Annotated in this window: 16 protein-coding genes; 9 read left to right on the plus strand and 7 right to left on the minus strand. The window is 41.1% G+C overall.

Annotated features, from left to right (window positions below; genetic code table 11):
- Positions 1–160 precede the first annotated feature (160 nt).
- The 3 genes from GYX91_RS04655 to GYX91_RS04665 all read left to right on the plus strand — a co-directional run bounded on the left by GYX91_RS04655 (position 161) and on the right by GYX91_RS04665 (position 3,698).
- Positions 161–1,120, plus strand: coding sequence for a hypothetical protein (locus GYX91_RS04655; RefSeq protein WP_174830056.1), 960 nt, complete (start codon positions 161–163; stop codon positions 1,118–1,120).
- 215 nt (positions 1,121–1,335) lie between these two features.
- Complete coding sequence (gene nadC, locus GYX91_RS04660; protein WP_100125616.1) at positions 1,336–2,208, plus strand: carboxylating nicotinate-nucleotide diphosphorylase; 873 nt, start codon at positions 1,336–1,338, stop codon at positions 2,206–2,208.
- 92 nt (positions 2,209–2,300) lie between these two features.
- Entirely contained in the window at positions 2,301–3,698 is a 1,398-nt protein-coding gene (locus GYX91_RS04665; RefSeq protein WP_100125615.1) for an FAD-binding oxidoreductase, read from the plus strand.
- 106 nt (positions 3,699–3,804) lie between these two features.
- Here GYX91_RS04665 and serC read toward each other — a convergent pair whose 3' ends face one another.
- Positions 3,805–4,908, minus strand: coding sequence for a 3-phosphoserine/phosphohydroxythreonine transaminase (serC, locus tag GYX91_RS04670; protein WP_100125614.1), 1,104 nt, complete (start codon positions 4,906–4,908; stop codon positions 3,805–3,807).
- Positions 4,909–5,223: 315 nt separating this feature from the next.
- Positions 5,224–6,039 carry a molybdopterin-binding protein gene (locus GYX91_RS04675; RefSeq protein WP_174830057.1) on the minus strand — a complete coding sequence of 272 codons (816 nt, stop codon included), beginning with the start codon at positions 6,037–6,039 and terminating at the stop codon, positions 5,224–5,226.
- 134 nt (positions 6,040–6,173) lie between these two features.
- Between GYX91_RS04675 and GYX91_RS04680 the strand changes: the two genes are divergently transcribed.
- Positions 6,174–6,992, plus strand: a complete 819-nt coding sequence (locus tag GYX91_RS04680; RefSeq protein ID WP_174830058.1) for an META and DUF4377 domain-containing protein — start codon at positions 6,174–6,176, stop codon at positions 6,990–6,992.
- 99 nt (positions 6,993–7,091) lie between these two features.
- Here the strand turns inward: GYX91_RS04680 and GYX91_RS04685 are convergent, their stop codons facing one another.
- The 5 genes from GYX91_RS04685 to GYX91_RS04705 form a co-directional block, all read right to left on the minus strand.
- The gene (locus GYX91_RS04685) at positions 7,092–7,520 is read right to left on the minus strand and encodes a hypothetical protein (protein ID WP_084565582.1); all 429 of its coding nucleotides are present in this window, start codon (positions 7,518–7,520) and stop codon (positions 7,092–7,094) included.
- Positions 7,521–7,625: 105 nt separating this feature from the next.
- Entirely contained in the window at positions 7,626–8,060 is a 435-nt protein-coding gene (locus GYX91_RS04690) for a type IV pilin protein (RefSeq protein ID WP_084565583.1), read from the minus strand.
- Between the two features lie 30 nt (positions 8,061–8,090).
- Positions 8,091–8,471, minus strand: coding sequence for a DUF2288 domain-containing protein (locus tag GYX91_RS04695; protein WP_025330581.1), 381 nt, complete (start codon positions 8,469–8,471; stop codon positions 8,091–8,093).
- Positions 8,472–8,505: 34 nt separating this feature from the next.
- Complete coding sequence (locus GYX91_RS04700; RefSeq protein ID WP_084551599.1) at positions 8,506–9,378, minus strand: MetQ/NlpA family ABC transporter substrate-binding protein; 873 nt, start codon at positions 9,376–9,378, stop codon at positions 8,506–8,508.
- Positions 9,379–9,452: 74 nt separating this feature from the next.
- Complete coding sequence (locus GYX91_RS04705; protein WP_037475569.1) at positions 9,453–10,076, minus strand: hemolysin III family protein; 624 nt, start codon at positions 10,074–10,076, stop codon at positions 9,453–9,455.
- Between the two features lie 179 nt (positions 10,077–10,255).
- Between GYX91_RS04705 and glyQ the strand changes: the two genes are divergently transcribed.
- The 5 genes from glyQ to GYX91_RS04730 are packed head-to-tail and all read left to right on the plus strand — an operon-like array spanning position 10,256 to position 15,113.
- Positions 10,256–11,173, plus strand: coding sequence for a glycine--tRNA ligase subunit alpha (glyQ, locus tag GYX91_RS04710; RefSeq protein ID WP_025330584.1), 918 nt, complete (start codon positions 10,256–10,258; stop codon positions 11,171–11,173).
- A gap of 23 nt (positions 11,174–11,196) precedes the next feature.
- The gene (glyS, locus tag GYX91_RS04715) at positions 11,197–13,260 is read left to right on the plus strand and encodes a glycine--tRNA ligase subunit beta (RefSeq protein ID WP_174830059.1); all 2,064 of its coding nucleotides are present in this window, start codon (positions 11,197–11,199) and stop codon (positions 13,258–13,260) included.
- A 51-nt stretch (positions 13,261–13,311) separates the two neighbouring features.
- Complete coding sequence (locus GYX91_RS04720; protein WP_180214728.1) at positions 13,312–13,761, plus strand: cell surface protein; 450 nt, start codon at positions 13,312–13,314, stop codon at positions 13,759–13,761.
- Between the two features lie 8 nt (positions 13,762–13,769).
- A complete protein-coding gene (gene gmhB / locus GYX91_RS04725; protein ID WP_025330587.1) occupies positions 13,770–14,345 on the plus strand; it encodes a D-glycero-beta-D-manno-heptose 1,7-bisphosphate 7-phosphatase in 576 nt (191 codons plus the stop codon).
- Positions 14,346–14,351: 6 nt separating this feature from the next.
- The gene (locus GYX91_RS04730) at positions 14,352–15,113 is read left to right on the plus strand and encodes a 1-acyl-sn-glycerol-3-phosphate acyltransferase (protein ID WP_037475573.1); all 762 of its coding nucleotides are present in this window, start codon (positions 14,352–14,354) and stop codon (positions 15,111–15,113) included.
- Positions 15,114–15,240: the final 127 nt, after the last annotated feature.

A 15,240-nucleotide genomic window follows, 5' to 3' on the forward strand; every position in this document is an offset into this window, starting at 1 on the left:
AAAAAACCAAAAACTCGTATAAACTCGACTGAATATGATAATCAGTTGAATTCAGTTAGATACAACGGTGTTTTTGCGGTAATGTACTCACTTAGTGAATTTTGTTTTTTTGCGACAAATTCTTTACAATTAGCCAGCTTTAATAAAGGAGTTTATCCGCATGCACTCATCAGCTGAATATTCATCTTCAAGTTATAGCGACAGTGCAGCTGAACTCGTGGCGGTATTGTTTGCTGTTACCGATTTCAGTGCGCGGGTACTTACCATAAACGATGGAAAATTATTGCCATATGGTCCGCTGAGACCTGTACATCATTCTTTACAGGCTGGTGCCAGAACCTGGGTACATCAGCAGACAGGTCAGCCATTAGGCTATATGGAACAGTTATATACATTTGTTGATGTCAAACGAAGCCATCATTGCGGCCATGCTGTAATTAATATCAGCTATCTCGGACTGGTAAAAGAAGCTGCTGAGAGTGGTTTAAAGCTGGAAGCCAAATGGCATGACTGGTATGAATTTTTTCCTTGGGAAGACAGCAGACTGCCTCAGCATAAGCAGATACTTGATCAATTAATCCTGCCGATGCAAAACTGGGTAGATGCTGCTCCGAATCAGGAAATCCGCAATCAGCGTCAGCAACGCCTGAATTTATGCTGGGGAATAAACGGGCAGCAATGGCTGGCAGAAAATGTTCTGTTGCGTTATGAATTGATGTATGAAGTTGGCATGATTACTGAATCTCCTTATTTCGACGGTCGTCTGCCGGCCATGCTGACCGGTCGCTCCATGCAGTTTAATCATCGCCGTATTCTTGCTACTGCTGTATCTCGTTTACGAGCTAAATTACAGTATCGTCCGGTAATTTTTGATTTAATGCCACCTCAATTTACTCTATATCAGTTGCAGAGAAGCATAGAGGCGCTGAATGGCGTAGATTTACATAAACAGAATTTTCGCAGATTAATCAACAATCAGCAGCTGGTTGTGCCAACCGGAACCACAGTAGTGGCTGAGCGCGGACGTCCGGCACAGCTGTACCGTTTTAATGAAAATGTTTTACAGGAAAGTCTGCTCTCCGGTTACAGATTACCATTAATTAATAACCATATTCAGTAATTCGGATAGCGTAATTGTCATCAATTCCGTTGATAAAATAGAAATTTTCTGATTAAAAATTTTTGATTCTTGGTTTTAAAAAAATAAATCTGATTAATTTACTGAATTTAAAAACTATCGCTTTTCAAATTTATCTATTTATTATTTGTTAACGTATTTTCAGACTTTGACTACTGATATATACTCTAAAAGAGTATATATCAGGGCTTAACAATATGATTAGCGATTTACCAAAAATAATTACCCGGTCACTGGTACAGGCTGCACTGTCAGAAGACTTAGGCAGACGCGGAGATGTTACCTCACAGGCAGTGATACCGGCAGACAGGATGGCCGCATTCAGTATTGTAACCAGAGTGCCCGGTGTGGTATGCGGTTTAGAGCTGGCCCGGCAGAGCTTCGCTCTGATGAATGAAAATCTGGAATTTACTGCATACAAAAATGATGGCGATATTACAGCCGCCGGTACAGTGCTGGCCCGGATTGCCGGTAATGCACGTGCTATTCTCGCTGCCGAACGCACAGCGTTAAATTTTCTGACGCATCTTAGCGGAATAGCCACTACAACTCATGAAATTCAGAAATCAATAGCCCATACCGGAGCTCAGCTGACGTGTACACGTAAAACCATACCTAATTTGCGTATAGTCCAGAAATATGCAGTAAGAATGGGCGGGGGACGTAATCATCGCATGGGTCTGGATGATGCCATACTGATTAAGGACAATCACATAGCGCTTAGCGGGGGAGATATTATTACTGCTGTTAAGCAAGCTAAATCTTATGCTGGCCATTTGATTGCAGTGGAAGTAGAAGTTGACACATTGGAACAATTGCGTCAGGTTCTGGATGAAGGCGTCAGTTTGGTATTGCTGGATAATATGTCAATAGAAGAAATGCGAACAGCTGTGAGCTGGTGTAAGGGGCATTGTCAGACTGAGGCTTCAGGTAATTTGCGGCCTGATACAGTGGTAGCTGCTGCAGAAACAGGCGTAGATTTTCTGGCGATGGGCTATCTGACCCACAGCGCACGCTATCTGGATATTGGTCTGGATTATGCAGATAATCAGAATATTCTGAAAAAATGAAAATAATCAAAAATTTTGTTTTAAAACAAATATTATATTATCATTAATTAGTACAATAATATATCTTTTATAAGAATAAATATTATTTAATAATGAAAAAACTAATTATTTGGTATAGCTGTTTTTGTTTGTTGTTGCCATTAACTGCGTATGCGGTGGTAGTTAATGATGTTACCGGTATGACGCCAGTACAGATGGCCTCTGTGATACAGCCGGAATCAACCGAAGAGGTTGCAGAGCTGGTTAAGCACACAACCGGTCCCATTAGTATAGCTGGTGGTAAATACAGTATGGGCGGGCAAACTGCAGTTCAGAATGGCGTGCAAATAGATACTCAAAAACTCAATCATGTAATTGCTTTTAATCCTGAACAAAAACTTTTAACGATAGAAGCAGGTGCAAACTGGCGTCAGGTACAGGAGCTGATTGATCCATATGGATTATCTGTGAAAATCATGCAAAGTCTGGCTGATTTTAGTATTGGTGGTTCTTTAAGTGTTAATGTACATGGTCGATATATGGGGGCAGGTCCTATTATCCTGTCTGTTGAGCAAATTAAAATAGTACTGGCAGATGGTTCAATAGTTTTAGCCAGCCCGCAAGAAAATTCGGATATTTTTTATGGTGCTATTGGTGGCTATGGTGCATTGGGTGTTATCACAGAAGTGACATTACGCCTTACTGAAAATGTAAAAGTAAAACGAATTAATGATGTGATGCCGATTAGTCAGTATTCCTCTTATTTCTCTGAGCAGATTCGTGCTGACAGAACGGCCATATTTCATAATGCCATTATTTATCCTCCTGATTTCAAAAAGCTTAGGGCTGTGACTTTTAAGCAGACTGATGAACCATTAACTATTTCTGCCCGTTTAAGACCACTTTCTGCACCTACACGCAAACGCCAAAGACAATTAAAAATTGTTGCTGCATCGGATTTTGGTAAAGAATTGCGCAAATTATATGATGATGCCTATTTTGTAAAACAGCCAGTAATGATGCGTAATTATGAAGCCAGCTTAGCAGTAGCACTTTTAGAGCCTATTTCCATGCAAGATAAAAGTTTTGCTTTGGAAGAATATTTCATACCGGTAAAAAAGTTTGATGATTTTTATCCGCAGATGATCGACATCCTGAAAAAGCATCAGGCAAATATTATCAATATCTCTATTCGTCATGCTATTCCTGATAGTGGTTCTTTGCTGGCATGGGCTCAAACTGAGGTATTTGCTTTTGTGATTTATTATCAGCAAGGAACTGATGAACAGAGTAAAAAGCAGGTAGGAATATGGACACGGGAGTTAATAGATGCGGCATTAGCAAACGGAGGTACTTATTATTTACCTTATCAATTGCATGCAACTGAGGAGCAATTTCAGCGTGCATACCCACGGGCAGCAGAATTTTTTAAGCTTAAAGAGCGCTTAGATCCGGAGAATAAATTCAGTAATCTATTTCTGGAGCGGTACCGTCCGGCAACGGCTCACTAGACATAGGGTTTGAACTTAGCTTTGAGCGAATTGAATATTTCCAGAATAGAGATGAAAAACTGGTGTGGTATATTATCGCCACACCAGTAATCAGAAAAAAAGTTGATTATCCGTAGCGGCGCTGAAACTCTTGCATGAACTCTATTAAAGCTTGAACCCCTTGTATGGGCATGGCATTATAAATACTCGCCCGCATTCCGCCCATTGATTTATAGCCTTGTAATCCGCTCAAACCATGAGCATTGGCTTGCAGTACAAATAATTTATCCAGCTCTTTTGTAGGTGTATGGAAAATAACATTCATCTGTGAGCGTGCATGCTGTTTCACATTATTGATATAAAATCCATTGCTGTTATCGATGGCAGAATACAAAGTTTCAGCTTTAAGGGTATTAATGGCTTCCATCTGTTCCACACCACCGTGAGTTTGCAGCCAGCGAAATACCAGACCTGAAATATAAATCGGGTAAGTTGCCGGAGTGTTGTACATTCCCTGCCGGCTAATATGACTTTGATAATTCCACACATCAGGTATTCGTTCAGAACAACGATCAAGCAAATCTTCCCGAATAATCACAATAGTAGCACCTGATGGTCCGATATTTTTTTGTGCACCGGCATAAATAACGCCAAAATCTGCCACATTTACTGGTCGTGATAAAATTTCGCTCGACATATCGCAGATGACAGGGGGCAAACCATCTGGTTTGGGAATATTGCGATATTGCAGACCATGTACTGTTTCATTAATGCAGTAATGAACAAAAGCAGAATTTGGATCCACATCCCAGCTTTCAACTGGCGGTACATCTGTGTAGTTATATAAATCACCACCATGTGCTGCCAGATGTATTTCTGCATCGGAAAGTTTACCCATCTGGCTGTGTGCGATACGGCTCCAGTTACCGGAGACTACTGAATCAACCCGCTTAAAACCATTGGCCAGATTCATCACGACCATATTGAACTGGGCACTGGCACCGCCCTGCATGAACAAAACTTTATAGTTGTCCGGAATATGCATAAGCTGGCGCAGATCCTGCTCGGCATGGTGCAGAATACTGATAAAAGCATCTGATCGATGGCTCATGGTCATGACTGAGCAACCAGTACCGTTATAATCCAGCATTTCAGCCTGTGCTGTTTCTAATACGGCCTCTGGCAGTATTGCAGGACCGGCAGAAAAATTGTATGTGTTCAGTGTTGTCATGAATAAATTTAAACCTGTTACAGAAATGTACTGTTGTTGATTAATTTCAGTGCGTTTGATGGTTGTGTATACACCGGCAGTCTGTTTACAGATTAATGTTGCAATCTGTCAGTGAACTGGTGAAATTCTAGTTGCTTGATAATGGGAACGCAAATACAAAACCGTTTTGCATGTAAAGTAGCAAAAGTATGGTTATTTCTGCCTGTTAGTATAATGGATTTAGTTTAAACCACTTTTTTTTTACGTTTGAACAGGTAATTTTTCTATAAATAATCGGATTTATTCTGAGATAAGCCATCAGTCTTATCTTTATATTCAGCCCTCACTGCTTTTATCCAGTGGGATAATATTGGTTGCCCCCAGTTTTTGTAGTTCCTGTAATACATATTCCCAGGCTTCTGGTAAAAAACCAGAATTTTCACTATGTGTTTTCAGACCGAATTCCAGACGGTAATAATGTATTTGTTCTTCTGCCGGTAAATCATCACGAATGGTGGGTAAACTAAAAGTTTTAATCCCAGGCCAGTTTTGTTCAATTGCTTCCATCAATGGCGTAATTTTGGACTCAGGTACACCATCAACCAGAGCTGCTTTAGTCACCAGTTTTTGCCGGAAAAAATTTTGCTGGTAATATTGACTCAGTACCCACTGGGCCATAGGGTGTGCCATTTTGGGAAAGCCCGGGAAAAAATAATGCTCATTGATTGAAAAACCAGCAATGTTATTGAAAGGATTAGGAATCAGTGCTGAACCCTGTGGAAACTCAGCCATTTTTGCCCGTTGCAAATGTGCAGGGCTGTCAAGTGAATCTCCCTGTTTCAGTGAAATGGATTCAATTACTTTTAGTGCTTCCGGATGAGGTGTTAACGGCAGGTTTAATGCCTTTGCACAGGCTTGGCGAGTATGGTCGTCTGGTGTGGCACCTATACCGCCGGTAACAAAAACAGGTATTTTTTCTTTAAATGATTCAATAAGCTGTCTGGTAATAACTGCCTGATCATCTGGTAAATATTGCGCCCAGGCCATATATAAACCGTGTTGTTGTAATAATTGTTTGAAAAAAACAAAATGGCTGTCCTGACGCGAACCATTCAGAATTTCATCACCAATTATAATGATACCGAATTGCATACGAATACTCCTTTATTTGCGGCAGTTGTTGCATGATAGCTATAACCTGTCTGCCGAATAAAACATGAATGTTGTTTTATGTGCTGAATTATTTTAATGTGCAAGTGTAGTGTTATTTTAGCAAGGATGTACTTATGAATATCAAAAAATTAGCAGTTTCCGCTCTGATTGCCGGCAGTCTTGCGGCCTGTGCACATACATCTGACCGTAAGGTAAGTATGCGTGCCGTCACTGTTCCGCAGTTAAGCGCCTATGACTGGCAGCTGGCTGAAGCTACTGACCGGCATGGTCGGCCGTTACCCGGTTTTGCATCCGGCTCATCTATGACAATGAATTTTTCCGGTCAGCGGCTAAATGTTACCGGTGGCTGTAATAATATCAGTTCTAACTATCAGTTAAATGATCAGGATATGCAAATTCAGGCTCCGGTAAGCACTATGAAAGCCTGTGCGCCTGATCTTATGGCGCAGGACTCTGCAGTTGTGGCTTTTATGAATGGTCAGAAATTACATGCAGGGCTGCTTAATGCTGAGAATGACCAGAATGCGCAGCCACAATTATGGATTGAAAACCGGCGCGGCGAACATTTGCTCTGGCGCGGTGTTCCTGCTGCCGTTGCTCAATATGGTCAGCCTGCTGTGGTATTTTGGGAAATAAGCCCGCAAACACAAACCTGCCAAACTGCACAGGGGGCAGCTCAGTGTTTGAAAGTCAGAGAAATTAGCTACAATGATCAGGGCGTTAAGGTTAAAACTGGTGTATGGCGTAATTTCGCCGGCAAGATTGATGGCTGGCAGTTTAATCCGCAGGAAAATCAGGTATTACGTCTGAATGTATATGAGGTTAAACCGGCTGATGTGACGGGTACTGCTGCAGATAACCAATATGTTTATAAACTGGATCAGATAATCGAACGCTCAGTAGTGAAGTCTCCGAAGCATAAACATAAATAAAGTTTTCTATAATAGATAAATAAAAAGGCAATGAAAAAAATCATTGCCTTTTTATTTAACGGATATTTTGTATTCAATATATCCTAAAAAGTTGAGAATTTACTGTTGTAAATAAACATCCGGTTGACTGTTGGCATTATTCAGTATTAATGTTTTTCTGCCATTATGCTGAGTAATTTTGCCTTTACGGGTAACTGATTTGTTTTTTCCATCTTTGTTAATCTGATTCTGATAAGTAAAATTCTGATTCGGATCAATGCGGAAAGATGTCGTTTCGCTATATTGATGGCACTCTGGCTGTTTGCAGTTTTTAAAAAGCTTAACCTGATTATCGTCCTGAATAACTGATGCGGATAATCTGTCGATTTCTTTTTCAATTTGCTGTTGCTGATGATACATTTGAGCTAAAATTTTATCTGCATCATCAAATTCATTATTATCAGCGAAGTTTTTATGGCTGGCTGCCAGAGCAGGGTTAAACTGTAAACCGATTGTTACAGTTAACAGAAATAATTTCAGTATATTCATATACTCACCCTTGATTAAATTTTTAAAAATTTAATATTAATATCTTTGTATATCTCATTAATTTTGAAAATAAGTGGGAAATATATAATCGATTTCACAGAAATTTTAAAAGGGTTCGCAAATATATTTATCATCTTTACTTTCACTTGTATCATCTTTATCTTCACTTGTATCTTTTTTACAAAGTGACCACCCTTCTACAGAATTATAGACAACATTTTTGGTTTCTCCTGAATTTGCCGCAGTTGGTGTGGCTGTCAAAGTATAACTACTTTCTTTATAATCTCCCTTAATAGTAAAGAATTTTTCGCTTCTTTTTTTGGTCAGCTGAGCATCAGTATAGGTATTGAATGTTTTATTCAAGGAGTAATAACGTTCTAATAAGCTAATATTTTCTGACATGTCGGCTCTGACATTTTCTTCTCGTGCCTTAATCACGTAATTTTGATATGTGGGATAGGCAATTGCAGCGAGTATGCCAATAATAGCCATAGTAATCAATAAATCAATAATAGTAAAACCATAAGTGTGGCGTCGCATCACGTTCTCTTTCTTTTAAAATGCTTATGATTAATTGTTTTCAACAATAGTATTGTCAGGCTGTACCAGCACATATGGCATAACAACTACTGCCCACATTGGCTGATTACAATCATAATATTGTTGCGCCATTATATCGCTTACTTTACCAATTTTACCTTCTTGAATCAAAAGTGCAATGGCAGCGGAGTTATCAGTAGCTATCATGTGGGCTATATTGACCAAATCCAGTTCTGGTGCAACATATATGCAAACACCCCGGGCAAAGTGAGTTTGCAGTTCATGCCAGTTGATACGGGCAGTTTCCAGATTGAGTTTCTGTTCTAATGGCAGAGGATGGCTTGAAGTAAGATTATTCGAATGCATGGGTAGATAAACATTATTTGTAAAAGCATTCCGTTTTAAATTCATATACGGAATGCCTGCTCATGATTAATTAATTTAATTATTTTGCCGGTGCGGATGCGGGTTGAGTAGCTTGAATACCCCATGATTCAGGGTACTTATAGCCGGCAAAGCGCTTGAATGCATATTGTTTAAATGCAGCTGAATTATATGCGGCTGTTATGTCTTTTACCCATTGGCTGTCTTTATCAGCAGTGCGGATTGCTGACCAGTTAACATAAGTATAGCCGGGTTCCAGATACAGGGCAGATGTAAATTTTAAGCCAGAACTGGTCGCAAAATTACCATTGATCACTGCAAAATCAACATCATGACGCGAACGAGGTAATTGAGCAGCTTCCAATGGTACCAGTTTGATGTTTTTATTATTACCGGCTATGTCGGCAAGTGAAGCTTTAAGAGGATTAATATCGGTTTTCAGGGTAATCCAGCCTAGCTTGTCCAGCATAACGAGAGCACGTGCCAGATTGGACGGATCATTGGGTACAGAAACACTGGAGCCTTCTTTTACTGCACTCAGTTCATGCATCCGGCCGGCATATATTCCAAGCGGACCAGTAGGAACCTGAAATGCCGGCATAATATCTAAGTGGCGTGATTGGGCAAAATCATCCAGATAGGGTTTATGCTGGAAAATATTGATGTCAATAGATTTATCTGCTAATGCCAGATTAGGGCGCACATAATCAGTAAATTCGAGTAATTGTACCCGATATCCCTGCTTTTCCAGTTCTGGTTTTACCTGATCTCTGACCATATCGGCAAAATCGCCTACAGTAGTGCCGATAATAATTTCTTTTTTATTTTGTTCAGTGGAAGCTGCAGATTGAGTGTTTTTTTCGCCGCTACAGGACGCCAGAGTGAGGATACACAGACTTAATAACAGGAATTTCAGATAACTTTTCACTATGATTCTTTCTTTTTTATGTTTTAAAAATTGAAACGGATATTGACTATATTGATACTGTTTTCTCTTTACTATTACAGTCAGATATAGGCGTAAACACATATATACTGGGCCAGGCTGCCCAATAAAACAAATAAATGCCAGATACCATGTCCATGACGGATTTTTTCATCATTGACAAACCAGTATATGCCAATGCTGTATGCCAGCCCGCCGGCAGTCAGCCAGAATAACCCTGGTGCAGACATCCGGTGAATCAACGGATAAATAGCAACAATAATCAGCCAGCCCATAATCAGATACAGGACTAATGACAGGATACGGGTTTCACTTTTACGTCCGATAGTCACTTCCTGAATAATACCAAATATTGCCAGTCCCCATGATATGCCAAAAATTGACCAGCCCCAGCCTCCGTGTAATGTGGTAAGGGTAAAAGGTGTATAACTGCCTGCAATTAACAGATAAATCGCACAATGATCAAATTTTTGTAACACCGCTTTGGCCCGATGAGAATAAATTGAATGATAAAGTGTAGATATACCATATAAGAATATCAGACTGGCACCATAAATGGCTGAGCTGACAATACGGTAAGCATCTCCGTACATAGCGGATTTAATTAATAAAAATACGGTGCCTGTGATGGCAAGAATAAAACCGATAAAATGAGAGTACGCATTAAAGCGTTCACCGCGATACATATTTTGCTTGCTAAAGTAATTTGTGAGATGACTATCGTTTCACTAGCGCCCTAAAGGTGCAAGTGTTTTTTATTTTTATTATTGTGCCGGTATTTATCCGCGTGCAGGTCTATGGCTGTTCAACTGCTTACAAGCACAGTAAAATAGATAATTTTGCAGACTATCAGAAATTTCTCGTCATGCTGACTTTTCAGGAAATTATTTTTACATTACAAAACTATTGGGCTAAACAGGGCTGCGTGGTGTTACAGCCATTGGATATGGAGGTAGGAGCGGGTACCAGCCATCCGGCAACCTGTTTGCGTGCACTGGGGCCGGAACCATGGTTTGCAGCCTATGTGCAGCCGTCACGTCGTCCTAAGGATGGGCGTTATGGTGAAAATCCAAATCGTCTGCAACATTATTATCAGTTTCAGGTCGCTCTGAAGCCTGCTCCTGATAATATTCAGGAGTTATATCTGGCATCTTTACAGGAACTGGGTATAGATCCCTGTCAGCATGATATCCGTTTTGTTGAAGATGACTGGGAAAATCCGACTCTGGGTGCCTGGGGACTTGGCTGGGAAGTCTGGCTCAATGGTATGGAAGTGACTCAGTTTACTTATTTCCAGCAGGTAGGCGGTATGGACTGTTCGCCTGTATTGGGTGAAATTACCTATGGTATTGAGCGGCTGGCAATGTATCTGCAGGGTGTTGAAAATGTCTATGATCTGGTTTGGGCTAAAACTCATGACGGCCGGATTGTCACCTATGGTGATGTATATCATCAGAATGAAGTCGAGCAGTCTACTTATAATTTTGAATTCAGTAATGCAGAATGGTTACTGGCACAGTTTAATTATTATGAAACCGAAGCTAAACGTCTGCTGGCTGTAGAGGATATCAGTCTTGCATTACCAGCCTATGAATTAGTACTTAAGGCAGGACATACATTTAATTTGCTTGATGCACGCGGCGCTATTTCTGTAACCGAGCGGGCTGCTTATATCGGCCGAGTTCGTGCTTTAAGCCGTGCAGTTGCACAAAAATATGTTGAAAGCCGTGAAAAACTTGGTTTTCCGTTACTGAATAAAAATACTACTAATCAGACTGCCTGAAACTGAATGAAAGTAATACTTGCATGAATGCTCCTTTATTAATTGAACTGCGTACTGAAGAATTGCCGCCAAAGGCACTGAATAATCTGGGTGAAAGTCTGGCTGCCGGAGTTGTTGAGGGTCTGGAAAAAGCACAGCTGATTAATGGTGTGGCTGATTATCAGGTATTTGCTGCACCCAGACGGCTGGGTGTTCTGGTGCAAAATGTTAAAGCGGTGCAGGCAGACCAGCAAATGGTGAAAAAAGGACCCAGTGTAACAGCGGGTATGAAAGATGGTGAGCCTACCAGGGCTTTGCAGGGATTTGCCCGCAGTAATCAGGTAGAAATCAGTCAGCTTAGCCAGATTAATGATGGCAAACAAATGGTATTTGCCTATGAATATACTCAGGCCGGTTTACCACTGAATGCCTTGTTAAGTGATATATTGAATCAATCCATCAAAAAACTGCCTATTCCGAAAGTGATGCACTGGGGTAGCAGTACCTTTACTTTTGTCCGGCCTGTACATGGACTGGTGATGATGCATGGTACTGAAACGGTTACTGGCAGTGTCCTGGGATTAGACAGCCAGAACTGGACTTTAGGTCACCGTTTCCTGAGTAAAGACAGAATTATTTTTAACCATGCTTCAGATTATGAAAAAGTATTATTGGAGCAGGGTAAAGTAGTGGCCAGCTTTGCCGAGCGCCGGGCCCGTATTGAACAGGGTTTAACTGTAGCGGCTGATGCACTTCATGCTCAGGTAGCCTATGCAGAAGGCTTGCTGGATGAAGTTACAGCTTTGGTTGAATGGCCGGTAGTTCTACAGGCGGGTTTTGATGAGCGCTTTTTACAAGTGCCGCAGGAATGTCTGATTTTAACCATGCAGCAAAATCAGAAGTATTTTCCACTGTTAAACAGTGATGGCAAACTAATTAATCGTTTCCTGCTGGTATCTAATCTGCAAACAGAAAATCCGGTACATATTATTCATGGAAATGAGCGTGTATTACGAGCCCGTCTGGCAGATGCCGAATTTTTCTACCGTCAGGATCAGAAAACGACTCTTGAAAGTCGTCTGCCTCGTCTGCAGAATGTGGTTTATCACAATAAGCTGGGTAGTGTTGCAGAAAGAGTTCAGCGTATTACTCAGCTGGCAAAAGCTATTGCACCGTTACTTAATGCTGATGTAGATAAGGCTGTACGTGCTGCTGAGCTGGCTAAAGCTGATTTACTGACCGACATGGTAGGGGAGTTCCCCGAGCTACAGGGAACGATGGGTAAATACTATGCTTTGCATGATGGTGAAAATGCTGATGTTGCTGTAGCAATTGAGCAACATTACTGGCCGCGTTTTGCTAATGATGCTTTACCGGACAGTTTAACTGGTACAGTGGTTGCTCTGGCAGATAAACTGGAAACTTTGCTCGGTATCTGGGGTATCGGACTTATTCCGACAGGCGATAAAGATCCGTATGCATTGCGCCGCAGTGCACTGGGTATTTTACGAATGCTGATGCAGCATAATCTGGCACTGATGCCATTATTACAGGCAGCATTTGATACATTTGCTTCAGGCAGACTGGCTGAAAATACTGTCAGTGAAGTGGCCGGGTTTATGCAGGCCAGACTGGCAATTCTGTTACAGAATTCCTTTGCGCAGGATGTGGTGGCTGCAGTACTGGCCGGTAAGGTAGAAAATCTGGGTGAGCTGGAAGCCAGACTTGCCGCAGTAACCCGCTTTAAACAGCTGGATGAAGCTACTGCACTGATTGCAGCTAATAAACGTGTTCATAATTTACTGAAAAAAGCCGATATTTCTGCTTTATCCGCTGTTAATCCGGATCTTTTGCAGCAGCAGGATGAAAAACAGCTTTATCAGGCAACTGAGCAGGTTGCAGAAAAAATTCAGGCTGTGCTGAAACGGCAGGATTTTGCTCAGGCATTAACCGAGCTGGCCGGAATTAAAGAAAAAGTGGATGCATTCTTTACTAATGTGATGGTAATGGATGAAAATGAAGCTATTAAGAATAACCGTCTGGCTTTATTACTGTGTTTATCTCAGCAGATGAATGCTGTGGCCGATATTGCCTTATTAAGTGAGTAAATAATAGCAGACATTTCTGCTCATTCTTAAATAGTGGATGAAAGCTAAATTATGATATTTGATAATATAGTATTCCATACAGAAGAAGATTATCCGCCTGCGTTGTCACTGGCTAATGCTGCTACACATATGGGTTATTACTGGTCATGGGCTGTACGCCGGGGTTTATACAATCCGCAATGGGATGAAGCTGCAGAAGAAGATATGGCAGCATTGAAAGCTCAGGTTATGAGCGGAGCTGAATTTGTTCTGAATAATATGGCCGGTTGTCTGGAAGACAGTGATTTTAATGATGAAGGACGACGGTTTTCACTTTATTACTATGAAGATGAAGATGAGGGTTATGGTCGTTTTATGGAAGATTATGTGCAAACATTAAATACGCCGGCCTTGCAAAGTTTTTATCATGTAGAAATTAATGATGAAAATCAGTCTTTACTTGATGGCGTATTTGATAGTGCTTTGATTCAGTGGCGGCAAAGTTTGAAGCCGGTGCAATAGGGTTAAATATGGCATTGAATGGAAAAGGCAAATTAATCATACTGGATCGCGATGGTGTGTTGAATGTTATGCAGCCGCAGCCCATCAGCGATCCTGATCAGTGGCTTCCTTTACCGGGTAGTATGGATGCTGTTGCCTTTCTGACTCAAAGTGGTTATACCGTTGTTGTGGCGGAAAATATGTCTGGTATCGGGCGTAATCAGGTCAGTATGCAGCAGCTGAATGAAGTACATAGCAAAATGCATACTCATATACAGAAAGCTGGCGGCCGCTTAAGCGGGGTTTGGTTTTGTCCGCATACCGGTAATGCTAAATGTAAATGTCGTAAACCTGAACCGGGTTTGCTGCTGGATATTCTGGATCGTCTGCATATGAAAGCAGAAAATACCTGGCTTGTCGGAGATGGTATTCGCGATATGCAGGCAATTGCCGCAATTGGCGGTCATCCTGTACTGGTTTTAACCGGTAAAGGCAAGGAAACATTAAAAATGGAAGAATTGCCGGAAGATACTCAGGTGTACGATGATTTGCTGGATTTTGCCAAATATTGTCGTACTCTGGCTGAACAGGCAGCCGAGGAATAATATAACATGCTGTTGTTGCGTAATTTGATTTACTGGTTTTGTTTGTGTGTATTTTCATTAATCTGGCTGGTGGTAGTAATTGTTTCCATGCTGGTACCAAAAGGGGTTACATGGACAACCACTGTGTGGGGAAAATCTCTTTTCTGGATGCTGGAGCACATTATCGGTTTGAAATACGAAGTTACCGGTCGGGAAAATATTCCGCGCGAACCCGGAATTGTGTGCTGTAAACACCAATCCGGCTGGGAAACGCTGGCCATGCTGGTATTTTTCCCTGATCTCGCCTTTGTGGCTAAACGTGAACTTTTTCGTATACCGGTTTTTGGCTGGGCACTGAAATGGCGCGGCACAATAGGTATTGATCGTAAAAACCCTAAAGCGGCAAATGCCCAGATTATCAGTCAGGGGAAAATATGCAAACAAAAGGGGATGTGGATTTGTATTTTTCCGGAAGGTACACGAATTAAGCCGGGTTTCCGTGGCCATTATAAAAAAGGTGCTGCCCGAATGGCACAGGAACTACATATGAATCTGGTTCCGGTCGCATTAAATAGTGGCGAATTCTGGCCTAAAGATTCCTTTTTTAAATATCCGGGTAAAGTAACAGTAGTGATTGGTGAACCGATTCATTATGAGTCAGCTCATAATCCGGAAGAATTAATCAGAATCTGTGAGCAATGGATAGAATCCGAGCAAGTAAAAATTCAGGGGGTGGGACCGTTTGCGCCAGAGCATCCGCAAGTACCAACGCCGTTCGTGCCGCATTAATTGATATCAGTTGAATATTGATACTTTTTATTTTTTAAATAGTGTTTTGCTGAATCCTGAGCAGATAAACAGGTAGCCTATTTAATTTTTTTAGACTGAATCTGAAACGGGATATGAATAATATGAT

Origin of the sequence: Snodgrassella sp. ESL0304 (genome assembly GCF_013344995.1) — a bacterium.
In the GTDB taxonomy this organism is placed as follows: domain Bacteria; phylum Pseudomonadota; class Gammaproteobacteria; order Burkholderiales; family Neisseriaceae; genus Snodgrassella; species Snodgrassella alvi.